11 protein-coding genes are annotated in these 13,800 nt (G+C 39.6%); 4 read left to right on the top strand and 7 right to left on the bottom strand.

The annotated features are described in order from the left end of the window. Positions 1-12 precede the first annotated feature (12 nt). Positions 13-561, bottom strand: a complete 549-nt coding sequence (locus CWI32_RS00630; protein WP_171304324.1) for a 1-acyl-sn-glycerol-3-phosphate acyltransferase — start codon at positions 559-561, stop codon at positions 13-15. A 362-nt stretch (positions 562-923) separates the two neighbouring features. Between CWI32_RS00630 and CWI32_RS00635 the strand changes: the two genes are divergently transcribed. Then, positions 924-2,114: a hypothetical protein gene (locus CWI32_RS00635; RefSeq protein ID WP_100534401.1), complete on the top strand. Its 1,191-nt coding sequence runs from the start codon at positions 924-926 to the stop codon at positions 2,112-2,114. A gap of 38 nt (positions 2,115-2,152) precedes the next feature. On the opposite strand, the gene CWI32_RS00640 is transcribed toward CWI32_RS00635, so the two are convergent. Next, positions 2,153-3,307: a LuxR C-terminal-related transcriptional regulator gene (locus CWI32_RS00640; RefSeq protein ID WP_100534740.1), complete on the bottom strand. Its 1,155-nt coding sequence runs from the start codon at positions 3,305-3,307 to the stop codon at positions 2,153-2,155. Positions 3,308-3,536: 229 nt separating this feature from the next. Between CWI32_RS00640 and CWI32_RS00645 the strand changes: the two genes are divergently transcribed. Beyond that, on the top strand, positions 3,537-4,031 hold the full coding sequence (locus CWI32_RS00645) for a copper resistance protein NlpE (protein ID WP_100534402.1): 495 nt from the start codon (positions 3,537-3,539) through the stop codon (positions 4,029-4,031). A 68-nt stretch (positions 4,032-4,099) separates the two neighbouring features. Here the strand turns inward: CWI32_RS00645 and CWI32_RS15290 are convergent, their stop codons facing one another. Next, positions 4,100-6,346 (bottom strand): YadA-like family protein, encoded by a 2,247-nt coding sequence (locus CWI32_RS15290; RefSeq protein WP_252146083.1) that lies wholly within the window; start codon positions 6,344-6,346, stop codon positions 4,100-4,102. 518 nt (positions 6,347-6,864) lie between these two features. Here CWI32_RS15290 and CWI32_RS15225 point away from each other — a divergent pair. Next, positions 6,865-7,242, top strand: a complete 378-nt coding sequence (locus tag CWI32_RS15225; protein WP_180077226.1) for a hypothetical protein — start codon at positions 6,865-6,867, stop codon at positions 7,240-7,242. Positions 7,243-7,672: 430 nt separating this feature from the next. On the opposite strand, the gene groL is transcribed toward CWI32_RS15225, so the two are convergent. The 4 genes from groL to CWI32_RS00675 form a co-directional block, all read right to left on the bottom strand. Then, the gene (gene groL / locus CWI32_RS00660) at positions 7,673-9,307 is read right to left on the bottom strand and encodes a chaperonin GroEL (RefSeq protein WP_005096312.1); all 1,635 of its coding nucleotides are present in this window, start codon (positions 9,305-9,307) and stop codon (positions 7,673-7,675) included. A gap of 66 nt (positions 9,308-9,373) precedes the next feature. Continuing rightward, positions 9,374-9,661, bottom strand: a complete 288-nt coding sequence (locus tag CWI32_RS00665) for a co-chaperone GroES (RefSeq protein WP_005096311.1) — start codon at positions 9,659-9,661, stop codon at positions 9,374-9,376. A 167-nt stretch (positions 9,662-9,828) separates the two neighbouring features. After that, positions 9,829-10,605: a metallophosphoesterase family protein gene (locus CWI32_RS00670; RefSeq protein ID WP_100534403.1), complete on the bottom strand. Its 777-nt coding sequence runs from the start codon at positions 10,603-10,605 to the stop codon at positions 9,829-9,831. Further along, positions 10,586-11,524 (bottom strand): diacylglycerol/lipid kinase family protein, encoded by a 939-nt coding sequence (locus tag CWI32_RS00675; protein WP_100534404.1) that lies wholly within the window; start codon positions 11,522-11,524, stop codon positions 10,586-10,588. The genes CWI32_RS00670 and CWI32_RS00675 overlap by 20 nt, the downstream gene beginning before the upstream one ends. Before the next feature lie 415 nt (positions 11,525-11,939). Between CWI32_RS00675 and CWI32_RS00680 the strand changes: the two genes are divergently transcribed. After that, positions 11,940-13,769: a phosphoenolpyruvate carboxykinase (GTP) gene (locus CWI32_RS00680; protein WP_005096308.1), complete on the top strand. Its 1,830-nt coding sequence runs from the start codon at positions 11,940-11,942 to the stop codon at positions 13,767-13,769. The last annotated feature ends 31 nt before the right edge of the window (positions 13,770-13,800 follow it).

Consider the following 13,800-nt stretch of genomic DNA (forward strand, 5'->3'; position numbering starts at 1 on the left):
TACAATGCAATTTTAATTCTGATAATAACGCTGATCGACACTGAAACATTCAGGGAATTTTGGCTGAATATCTGCATAAAATGCCATGATTTCCGCCATATCTTTTTCATAATCCCCTGTCGGATAAACAATTTTACCTACACCAGTTTTTTTCTTGGCATAGTCCATATAAGCCAAAGCAATCGGCACACCCGCATTGATGGCAACATGATAAAAACCGGTCTTCCACTGTTCCTGTTTGGCACGCGTTGCTTCTGGTGTGACCAGCATGACCAGTTTGGGATGGGTCTTAAATAAATCCGTCATCACCTGTACCATGCTCGGACGCGGCTCACCCGGCTGTTTAGGACGGCGATCAATCCCGATACCGCCCATAGCACGCACAAAAGGCCCAAATGGCAATTTCATGTAACTGTCTTTAATGGTTAAGCGAACATTTACGCCCAATGCTTTTAAGGCCAGTCGCGCATACAGTGCATCCCAATTACTGGTATGAGGAGCAGCAATCATGACACATTGGTCTAAATCTAGGGGCCAATGGTTATCAATTTCCCAACCCATCAGGTTCAGGCTTTGTTCTGCTAACTTCTCAAACACGTCACGCACCAATTCTATTCAAAATTGCGCGAATTTTAGCAACCTCGGCAAATATAGATAGTGCTCTATGATCAATAAATAAACAATTAATCTATATTTGTATAATTAGAATTTTTAAATGAATAGTTGATTATTTTTGCCACCTTCAACTTATCTCATACATCAATTTACGGATAGTTCAGATTGCTTCCCCATATAAATAGGAATTTCTTTCCAATTTAAAGGATTCATACATTAAAAAGATCTTAACCTCCTAATTTTGGGATATGGCAAATATGAGGGTCTTTTTATACTGAATCCACATTATAAATTTCAGGAAGATTCTAATGAAAAAAACTTTACTTTGTATTGCTTTAGCGGGGTTACTTAGTGCCTGCGGCGGTTCGGATAATGATTCGTCTAACATTCCCCCATCCACAACAACTCAAATAGGTGTCCTAACCGATGGCCCTGTTGAAGGTGCAACTTATACCATTAATGGTATATCTAAAACGACAAACGCACAGGGAGAATTTGAATATCAAGAAGGTGATGAAATTACCTTCTCTATCGGTAATATCGACCTTGGAACTGTCACTGGATCTGAACGTATTACTCCAGTCGAGTTAGCTGAGGACGAAACGACACGTACTAATATGCTCATTTTCTTACAATCTTTAGATTCTAATGGTGTGCATGACGATGGAATCCAAATTCCAGATTCAATGCCTCAACTCACTGCCAATTCTATTGATTTTTCCAAACCGACAACAGAGTTTATTGAAAGCTTTCAACCTGTCCTTGCAAGCATAGTCGGTTTTGAAACTAAACAGGTCGTTACAGCGGAAACAGCAAAAGATAACTTTAACCAAGCACTGCTCAAAGATCTTGCCGGTGTTTGGTATGCGAAGAATGAAGAGTCAGAAGTTGTACTGCAAATCACCAAAGACGGAAAATATATGCTTGGTGAACCGATTTTCAGTGCACCATCAGATAGCGCCAATGGCATGGAATACGGTGAATTATCTATTGATGCATTGTCTGGAGACTTACGGGCTCAATCCTCAATAGACACGAATGAAGATTGGGGTTTAACGGATTTCGGTGTTACACGTGATATGAAAATATCATTGAATGGCACTGAATTAAAAATTTCAGAAGCCCAAAATCCAAATGAAAGTGCAACTTTTACTAAATTTCCTCGTCATAACTCAGGAATTATAGGTGCGTGGAGTTCAAGCTCAGGTAAACAATTATTTGTTTTCAAAACGGATAATACCTATACCCTAATTGATGCTGTAGGAGATGATCAAGTTGAAGCTGGGGAAACACCTTGTGGTGGACCAGGTATCGAATATGGTACCTACCAGCTTCAAAATGGTAAATTATTTGTTAATGCTATCGCTATCGATACAAATGGTTGTGCAGGCCTCTCTGATACCAATGCACATTTAGGTTTATCAGGCACTATTGGTACCAATACACTAACATTTACTGTAAGTGGCGAAGGTACTTTTACACTCTCTCGACTAAACTAAACCAAATTAAAATGCTCCAATCATAAGATTGGGGCATTTTATTTAATATGCTCAAATTGAATGGTACAACCCATCAATAAATGCATCAGTTCGATTTGCGAACAACATTGGGTTTTTTCATAAATATTTTTAAAATACGTCCGTACCGAACTCAACGTAATGCCACACTGTTCTGCAATATCTTCTATTTTATAACCATTAATTAACAACTCGCATAAATCAAACTCTCTTTTGGAAAGCTGGTAACACTGTTGTAGGTAAGCTCTTGACAGGGAATAATGCTGGTTTTTATCTGTCATAAATAAGGCAATTTGATGCTGAGCAGACTGTAAATGTTGCATATTTCTTAATTTTTTAAATGGCACCACCGTCAGCATGAATTGTGAGCCTGCCCCATCACTCAACGCCAAGACTCCACCTACTTCAGTCTGAATGGTCGTATCTTCCAGCAAAGCACTTTCCAGAAGCTGATCAAAACGTACCTGCTGAGCATAATTGGTTTTTAGACGGTTATGTATATCGAGATCCAGACATGAACTCTGATCAAGCATCTTTTGCGCAACAGGATTGGAATAACTTAAACACAGGTTTTGATCGAGCAGTACAATCCCTGTTTTTAAACTATCCAATACGGTATACAAGCTTAAATTATCTTGTTGAATCAAGCTGATTTGCCGGTGAATTTGCAAAGCCCGGCGTAAATGAATACTGATGCGTCTTAGAAAATCCAGCTCTGCCTGTTCAAAAGGCTGCACCTCAGGCGCACGATGGATACCGAGTACGGCCCAGCGATAATGACCTCGATCGAGCAACACGCCTGCCAGATAGCAGACACCTGTTGGCTTTAAACATTTTTCATAAAATACATAATGATCCGTACCGGGCCGCTCTGCATAATGCTGACAATTCTGATTTAGCGCATCCCCCATCTCAATATCATTCCATAAGGGCATATGGAGCTTCATATCAATCACTCTGATACGCTCATCCTGATAGGCAGCCAAACTTTCATTCGGGATATTATACGTGTGAACAAAATCATAGCCTGGATTAAGCTGATCCAGACCGGTAAAGATTGCACTCTTACTTTTAGTGTAGCTCACGATATCTTCGATCACCTCCAGCCACAAAGCTGGCAATAATGCAGCATCATAAATTTTTGCAATAAGATTATTTTCTTGTTCTAATTTCATTGCTGCCTCATTTTTCATAGTTCTTTCTTAATCATAGCGCCAAGCAGCCCTTGGTGAAACGACATAAAATGCCTTTAATATTTTATGAAAATCCCTAAAGTCTATTGATTGATGAATAACTTTGATCTGATTCACCTAATGAATCAAACTTTAACAAGATTGCTCTATTTATCTATACAGACTGCTTTTAATGTAATTAGCTAACAAATAAATCCATAGGATCAAAACAATGAAGAAATTTATATTCACCGCTGCGATGGCAGTCGCTATTTCATCAACGTTGACAGCATGTTCAAAACAGAATGACAATGAGCCAATGAATCATAATGCACCATCCAGCCCAGCGATGACGGAGCAAAATAACCCCGGTACCAATCTGACTCGGGCTGATAGCGCAGAGACCTCATTAGATTGGGCAGGTGAATATGAAGGTGTATTTCCTTGTGCCGACTGTGAAGGCATTAAAGTCGAGTTACAGCTTAATTCAGATAAGACTTATGAACTGAGTGAAGAATATTTAGGGAAAGCTAATAATAATGAATTTGAGCTCAAAGGCAGTTTTAGTTTTGATCCTCAGGATCCGTCACTCATCACATTAGATAACAAAGCTGAAAACCGTAAATTCTTTGTTGACGAAAATTTTATCGAAGCACGTGATGTTGAATCAGGTAAGAAAATCGAGAGTAATTTAAATTACAAATTAGTTAAAAAGTCTTCATCATAATTTTGTAAAGACATAAAAAATCCCCGCATATTGCGGGGATTTTTTTTATAGGTCAGTATAAGGAGTAATTATTTACCGCCAAATACGTATGATACACCTACACGGCCACCAACTTCGTTACCGCCAGCGAAACCAAGAGCAGCACTTACAGAAGTACGGCCATCAGCAAACACGCTTGCAACACCTAGGGCACCAGCAGACTCACCTTCATAGTGACCTACACCGCCAAATACAGCGAATTGACCAGCACCGATGTTAGGAATTTGTTGTTGAGCCGCTAATGCAATAGCGATACCACGGTAAGCAGTTTTTTCTACGTCATCAACACGTGAATTCAACTGGTTCATACGTGAATTTACGTTAGCTACTTGTGTATTTGTATAAGCATTTGCAGATGCTAAAGTCGCAGCATCACCGTCAACAATTGCTGTATTTACACGAGCAGATTCAGCAGCAGCTTCAGTACGTAAAGTTTGTGCAGTTGAAGCAGTAGTTGCATTTGCAGATGCTAAAGTCGCAGCATCACCGTCAACAATTGCTGTATTTACACGAGCAGATTCAGTAGCAGCTTCAGTACGTAAAGTTGCAGCAGTTGTATCTGTGTAATCGTTAGCATCTGTTACACCAGCAACGATTGCAGTATCTACACGAGCAGATTCAGTAGCAGCTTCAGTACGTAAAGTTGCAGCAGTTGTATCTGTGTAATCGTTAGCATCTGTTACACCAGCAACGATTGCAGTATCTACACGAGCAGATTCAGTAGCAGCTTCGTCACGTAAAGTTTGTGCAGTTGAATCTGTATATGCAGTTGCAGCAGCATTTGCATTTGCAATATCGCTATCTAAACGAGCTACTTCTGTATCAACTTTTGAATCCAGTGCTGTTACAGATGATTCAACTGTATCTACACGACCGTCTAAACGATTAACTTCTGTGTCAACTTTTGAGTCAAGTGCTGTTACAGATGCTTCTACTGTATCTACACGACCATCTAAACGAGCGACTTCTGTATCAACTTTAGAGTCAAGTGCTGTTACAGATGCTTCTACTGTATCTACACGACCATCTAAACGAGCGACTTCTGTATCAACTTTAGAGTCAAGTGCTGTTACAGATGCTTCTACTGTATCTACACGACCATCTAAACGAACAGATTCAGCAGCAGCTTCTTCACGTAAAGTTGCAGCAGTTGTATCTGTATATGCAGTTGCAGCAGCTAGAGTTGCTTCATCACCCGTAGTAACATCATCAACTGTTGCTACAGATACATTATTAAGCTTAATACCATCTGCTGTAATTTCTGTTGTTTTAGTTAAATCATCTACAGTTGTTTTAATTACTAAAGCATCACTAGTTAAAGTAGCTTGATTAACTGAACCAGTAATTAGAGAGTCATCACTTGCTAAATATTTACCTTGCTCTGTCTTTAAATCTACACCATAAATATTATTACTGCCAACAGTACCAATAATACCCGTATCGATTGATTTATTTGTTAAATCATAAGTACGGCCTTGATCCACATAAACACCTGGGTTAGCGTTAGTTGAACCTGTAGCATCTGTTACAGCAAAATCTGCTTGAATCGCATTAGTGGTTTTTAACGATTCGGCATAAGTCAGATTTTCATTATCTAGCTCTTTAGTAACGCTTGTTACATCCGTTGTACCAACGCGCACATTAGAAGCAGTACCACCATTTACAAATGTAGAATTTGTGGTATCGGTGAATAATTGCAAGTTTGTTCCTGACAAGATGTAGGTTGAAGGCAAGTTGCTATCATTAGCTGCATTATTACCCAGACCATCTGCAATTTCATAAAAATATGTTGTGCCATCTTCAGCCAAACGCAAAGCAACTGGAAGTTGTGCAGTATTTGGACTGCCTGGAGTAAAGACGTTACTGCTCTTACTACCTAAATCAACAACTTTTGTATTTACAACATCCGCATTTACCTCTACAGCATTATGTTGCAATGTATTAACAGCTAATGTATTTGCTGTCAGGATGCCATTAACAGTTAAATTAGTATTAACGTTCAAACCACTGTAAGAATCTAAGTTTAGTAAATTTTGATTGCCCTTATTTATGTAGAATGAACCAACACTACCAGCATTACCATCAACGGTAATAACAACATCTTTAGCTGCTGTAATTACTACATTATTCTCATCTCCCATAGCTGTAAGGTTAATATTATTAGAGCCATCAGCAGCATTTACAGAAGATTGGGTAATTGTTGTTGCATTTACAACAGTTGGGACAGCCATAGCAAATGCTAAAGCTGAAAGTTTAAAAGCTGTATTAAGTTTCATATATATATCCATTTCTTATAAAAAAACTGGCCTACCCTGGGATGGTGTAAACCAGTAAAACTGAGTTGAATGTCTGGTTGTTCTGGAGAATGCCATCCACCCCATACCGCCGCTAGAGCGATCCTGAGTCAATAATATACAAAACGAAACAAATATATCAATCAATATTTGATTTATTTTTAAATTTAAAATTGATTTTAGTTCAAAAAAGTTAGAAAAAAAAGCTTAAACTTATGTTTTAAATAGAGATTTAAAAATAAAAAAGTGATAAAGTAACCTTGATTAATTAACAGATTGATTACCTGATATTTGTATTAAGCTAAACTCAACATAAAATATAGAAACAAATAATAATTACAAATAATTACAACAAGATAGGCTAAAAAACTTTGTTACAATTGAAATATGAGTCGAGTTTTCTTAAAATTATGCTCTTAAAATCATTGTAGTATTTTAAATACATTTTTAAGATAAAACTTATAAAGTGTATGATGAGATAGAAAGAGAGAACTTAATTTATGAGCAATCAACAAGAAAAAAAATTATTTGCTGAACGATTGAAACAAGCTTTACTGGATGCTGCACACCCTATTAGCCCTACTTTTTTATCTAGGGAATTCAATCACCGTTATGACGGCAGCCCAATTTCAGTACAATCTGCAAATAACTGGTTATTAGGTAAGGCCATCCCTAGCCAAGATAAACTTTCTATTTTAGCAATCTGGCTAAATGTATCTAATCAATGGCTAAGATTTGGAGACCAGGATATTAGTCCGAGTGCTCAGATTTCAGAACATGATATTGGAGATCTAGACTATTATCTGAAGTTTCGCGCTTTAAAAAATCATCATAAAGATATCATTAAAAAGTTGATTGATGAGTTAAATCAATTGTAATTTTTATGCGTGAAATAAGCTAAAATTTTTTTATGCTCATGCTCATACCTCCGTAAACGATCTTCATATTCCTTTAATTTTCGGTATAAAGACTTTAATTCACATTTACTAATCAATACCAGTTCAGAATGATCCTCTGAACTTTTCCCCTCATTATTTATAACTGTACTGTTCATATAGCCGCACATCAATTATATTTTGATTAAATCATAAATCAAAAAATTATATATTCCAAGATCAAATGTTACAAAAATAAACATTAATCAATTTTTTAATAAAAAATGATACCCAGTTTGCATTTTTTAATCTAGATCAAACTTATGTCTCAAATTTTACTCTATTTTTTATTGAAATCGTACTTTTTTATCAAGAAATAAAAAAAATCCCTACCTGAGGTAGGGATTTTTCAAGATCAAATGATCAACATGAATTACATCATGCCGCCCATACCACCCATGCCGCCCATATCAGGCATTGCAGGCTTGTCTTCTGGAATATCCGTGATCATACATTCAGTTGTCAACATTAATGCAGCAACAGAAGCAGCATGCTCAAGTGCAGAACGCGTTACTTTTGCTGGGTCAAGAATACCCATTTCGAGCATATCGCCATAAACACCTGTTGCCGCGTTATAACCGAAGTTGCCTTCGCCATTTTTCACAGCATTGATCACCACTGAAGGCTCATCACCCGCATTCGATACGATTTGACGAAGCGGCGCTTCAATCGCACGACGTAGAATGTTGATACCTACATTTTGGTCATCATTCGCGCCAGTTACGTTATCCAATACTTTCGCTGCACGTACCAGTGCAACACCACCACCTGCAACCACACCTTCTTCAACCGCAGCACGCGTTGCATGAAGGGCATCGTCTACACGGTCTTTCTTCTCTTTCATTTCAACTTCAGTCGCAGCACCGATTTTGATCACTGCAACACCGCCTGCCAATTTAGCAACACGTTCTTGAAGTTTTTCTTTGTCATATTCAGACGTAGATTCTTCAATTTGCGCACGGATTTGCTGAACACGTTCAGAAATTTGACCTGCATTACCCGCACCATCCACAATCACTGTGTTTTCTTTAGATACAGTCACTTTATGTGCAGTACCTAAATGTTCAAGTGCAGTTTGATCTAGCTGCATGCCAATTTCTTCAGAAATCACCGTACCGCCAGTCAAGATCGCGATGTCTTGCAGCATCGCTTTACGACGATCACCAAAACCAGGCGCTTTTACTGCACATACTTTGATGATGCCGCGCATGTTGTTGACAACCAAAGTTGCCAACGCTTCGCCTTCAACATCTTCAGCGATGATCAAAAGCGGTTTACCTGTTTTCGCAACTGCTTCAAGCACTGTGATCAACTCACGAATGTTGCTGATTTTTTTGTCAACCAGAAGAATGAACGGATTTTCAAGCTCCGCAGTTAGCGTGTCTTGCTTGTTTGCGAAGTATGGCGAGATGTAACCGCGGTCAAACTGCATACCCTCTACCACATCTAGAGAATCTTCAAAGCCTGAACCTTCTTCTACAGTAATGACACCTTCTTTGCCCACTTTTTCCATTGCTTGCGCAATCAGTTTACCTACAGTGGTGTCAGAGTTTGCAGAGATCGAACCGACTTGTTCAATCGCTTTAGAATCAGACGCAGGTTGAGCAGTTGCTTTAATTTCAGCAACCAAAGATTTAACTGCAATATCAATACCGCGTTTCAGGTCCATTGGGTTCATACCCGCTGTCACTGACTTGATGCCTTCGTTCAAAATTGCTTGAGCCAATACAGTTGCAGTGGTTGTACCGTCACCTGCGATGTCATTGGTTTTTGAAGACACTTCACGAACCAGTTGAGCACCCATATTTTCGAATTTATCTTTTAGGGTGATTTCTTTGGCAACCGTTACACCATCTTTGGTGATGTGCGGCGCACCGAAAGAACGGTCGATCACAACGTTACGGCCTTTAGGACCTAGTGTTACTTTCACTGCATCTGCAAGGATGTTCACACCAGCAATCATTTTGCTGCGCGCTGAATCACCAAATTTTACGTCTTTAGCTGACATTTTTGACTCCAAATACTTTTAATATCTTTTAAATTCTGATGAACATAAGACGACTTTAAACGGAAATTAAGCAAATACCGCTAAAATGTCAGATTCTTTCATAATAAGAAGTTCTTCGCCGTCAACTTTCACAGTTGTACCCGCATACGTACCGAACAATACTTTATCGCCAACTTTTACATCTAGTGCACGTACACCATTGTCAGTGATTTGACCATTACCTACAGCAATGATTTCACCTTGAGCTGGTTTTTCTGCAGCAGAACCAGGAAGTAAAATACCGCCAGCTGTTTTAGTTTCTTCTTCAACACGACGAATAACAACGCGGTCATGTAATGGACGAATGTTGCTCATATTTAACTCCATCAGACTAAGTCTTTTTAGGTCACTGATGACGACTTAATTATTCCATGGGTCATCATCAAAAATTTTTGATGTCACTTTTATGGAGATGGAATAAAACGCTTCAAGGGCAAAAATGAAAAAAAATTGCTTTTTTTTAACGAATACTGATTTTTCGTCTATTTATTCAACATATCAGGCTTTAACAGAAAGGACTGGGTCACGTCATCGAATAAATACTGGGAAATTTTTCCTGATGCATCAATCAGATTAAAACTATTTGGCTCTTTTTTATGTAGCCGATGCGAGGCTGAAGTACCTGCATGTACATCATAAACAGGATGATCTGCCCCCAAATCAAAGATCAGGTTCAAATCATAAACCGCAGGTTGATGCAGATGTCCATGCAAGACTGCAAACAGGCCATGTGCTGCCCAAGCTTCTAAAGCAATTTTGGCCATCAATGGACTATCCTTAAAACCGCGCTTATTTTGAAAAGGCACATAGAACGGTTGATGGCTGACAATAATTTTTAATTTGGAAGAAGGCGCTTGGCCTAATTTCCGATCAATACGCTGAATCTGCTCAAGCGATAAATGCCCTTTGGTGTGATAGCGGCGCCGGATTGAGTTCACCCCCACCAGATAAAAGTTGTCTGTTTCAAGTGTCGGTTCAAGTTCACCAAAAAAAAGCTGATAACGGGTAAATGGATTGAACAGCCGATTCCATAAATGATAGAGCGGAATATCATGATTACCCGGAATTACCAGATAAGGTGTCCCAAGCTGATCTAAAAACCGTTTACAGGCCAAAAACTGACTTAAACGTGCGCGTTGGGTCAGATCACCACTGACGACGACCGCTTCCAGAGGATGAGTCTGACAGAACTGTCGAATTGCCTCTAAACACTCGGGTTTTTCTGTCCCAAAATGCAGATCAGACAGATGCAGGATCATGCGACACCCTTACACTCAGGCTGTTTTTTAAAACAGAAATATTGAGGGGCGGTGCCATTTCTACGATTTCGCCATCAATCGCCACCATCAATTTCTTGGATCTAGATTCGATACGGACTTGATCGGCAGCAAAACTGTAAACATCCGAAGCCTGATCAATCTTGCCACGAACCAACTGATACACAAGCTTAAATAAAGTTAGCTTATCACTTTTAGAAACCACCACTCCTGCGACTTTACCCTGCTCTGCTGCTTTGGCAATCTGCATTTTCATATCTGCCAGTTGCAAGGGATTGTTGCCAAAAAAGATCAGGGGTGTTTTTACCGGATATTTCTTGTGATCTACCCAGATTTCCAGTTTCAGTTCCTTACGGTCGCGAATCAGCACATCCAGTGCGGAAGTATAGGCATGTAACGGCAATCGACCAAACCGCCGGTTATAATCTTCACGTTTTTTGATAAATAAGGGATACAGACCCAAACTGGCATTATTCAGATAAATATCCTGATTAATTTGGGCTACATTGATACGTTTAGATTGTCCCGTGGCAATCACTTTAGCGGCTTCAATTAAATCCAGGGGAATATCTAATAATTTGGCTACATAATTAAAAGTACCCAAGGGTAAAATTCCGACAGAAATTTGCGTATTTAATAAATGCTTGGCGACTGTATTTAAAGTACCATCCCCACCTGCTGCCACCACGATGCCTGCTTCATCCGACGCTAAATGTCGTGTCAACACCTCCGCCATAACATGATCAAATTGCTGTGAATCATTGATTTCATAGGCTTTAGTCTGATAACCTTGCGCTGAAAATATTTCAGTCAGTTGTTCATAGATCCCTTCTGGCCCTTGTATGCGAAAACCAGCATTATGATTATAAATAAGCGATAAGGGTTTAGATTGATTAGACATTTTTCGCACAACTTTATGAAGCCTATTGGCATTTTGTCCAATTCATAGACAATTAACAGTAGCTTTATGTAAAATTCAAATGGCAACCATTTATTTAATCAATAACGAATATGAGACGTGCTCTAAAATTAATAAATTGATTTTATTAATAATTTTTAAAATAAATACCACCCATAATTAAAATAAATAACCAAGGTAATTCAAATATTCAGTTTTATCTTATTGTTTTCATTATATTTACAAATAAAATAGCATTATATGCCAAAAGAAATCTAGTGCTTCTTTGGTCTTATTTTTTTTATCATTTTATGCTTTAATACAGCCACTTTTTTTCATATATCATCCGGGCAACATTTTTATTGTTCGGATTGTACTTTGTACATCCTTTTTGTACACATTTGAGATAGGCCTCACCATGACCCAAGTGAACGCACCAGAATTCGTTCGTCACCCTAAGCTTATTGCTTGGGTGGAAGAGATTGCTAAATTAACAAAACCAGCAAAAATTGAATGGTGTGACGGTAGCGCAGAAGAATATCAACGTTATATCGACTTGATGATCGCTAACGGCACAATGCAAGCACTGAATCAAGAAACTCATCCTGGTTCTTATCTTGCGAATTCTGATCCTTCTGACGTTGCTCGTGTTGAAGGTCGTACTTACATTTGCTCTGAAAACAAAGAAGACGCTGGCGCAACCAACAACTGGGAAGCACCTGCTGAAATGCGTGCTCGCCTCAACGGTTTGTTTGATGGTTCTATGAAAGGTCGTACTTTGTACGTTGTGCCTTTCTCTATGGGTCCTTTAGGTTCTCATATTGCACACATCGGTATCGAATTAACAGATTCTCCTTACGTTGCTGTAAGCATGTCTAAAATGGCTCGCATGGGTAAAGCTGTTTATGACGTTCTAGGTACTGATGGCGAATACGTTCCATGTGTACATACTGTGGGCGCTCCGCTAGAACAAGGCGAAAAAGACGTTGCATGGCCTTGCAACCCTGAAAAATACATCGTGCATTATCCAGAAACTCGTGAGATCTGGTCTTACGGTTCTGGTTACGGCGGTAACGCATTGCTTGGTAAAAAATGCCTGGCTTTACGTATTGCATCATTTATGGGTCGTCAACAAGGCTGGTTAGCTGAACACATGCTGATCCTTGGCGTGACCAATCCACAAGGCGAAAAACACTATATCGCAGCGGCATTCCCATCTGCATGTGGTAAAACCAACTTCGCGATGTTGATTCCACCAGCGGGCTACGAAGGCTGGAAAATTGAAACTGTAGGTGACGATATTGCTTGGATCAAACCAGGTGAAGACGGTCGTCTATATGCAATCAACCCTGAAGCTGGTTTCTTCGGTGTAGCACCGGGTACAAATACCAAGACCAACCCGAACTGTATGGCAACATTAACTAAAGATGTGATCTATACCAACGTTGCTGTAACTGACAACGGTGAAGTTTGGTGGGAAGGTCTTTCTAAAGAAGTACCTGCTAACCTGACCAACTGGAAAGGTCAACCTCACACTGGCGAAGAAAAAGCTGCGCATCCAAATGCTCGCTTCACTGTTGCTGCTGGTCAATGCCCTTCGATTGACGCTGACTGGGAAAATCCAGCAGGTGTTCCAATTTCTGCGTTCATCTTCGGTGGTCGCCGCGCGGACACAGTGCCTCTAATTTCAGAAGCATTTGACTGGGTTGATGGTGTTTACAAAGCTGCAACCATGGGCTCTGAAACCACTGCTGCTGCTGTTGGTCAACAAGGTATTGTTCGTCGTGACCCGTTCGCGATGCTTCCTTTCGCTGGCTACAACATGGCGGATTACTTCACGCACTGGTTAGAAATGGGCGAGCAAGTTGCTGAGAAAGCTGAAGCTGCTGGCAACAAACTTCCTGGGATCTATAACGTGAACTGGTTCCGTCGTGACGCTGAAGGCAACTTCGTATGGCCTGGTTTCGGTCAAAACATGCGCGTTCTTGAGTGGATCATTGACCGCTGTGAAGGTCGTGCAACTGCTGTTGACACACCAATTGGCCGCGTTCCAACTTATGAACAGTTGAACTGGACTGGTTCTGACTTTACTAAAGAACAATTTGACCTTGTGACTGCTCAAGATAAAGATCAATGGATCAAAGAACTTGAAAGCCACACTGAATTGTTCGACAAACTTGGTGGTCGTTTGCCAGAGGCGTTAAAACAACGTCAAGCAGAATTAATTGCTGCGGTTAAATCTGCTTAATTGCTGATTTGATTCAAAAAAGGTCGCGTAA

This window comes from Acinetobacter pseudolwoffii, assembly GCF_002803605.1.
Lineage (GTDB): Bacteria > Pseudomonadota > Gammaproteobacteria > Pseudomonadales > Moraxellaceae > Acinetobacter > Acinetobacter pseudolwoffii.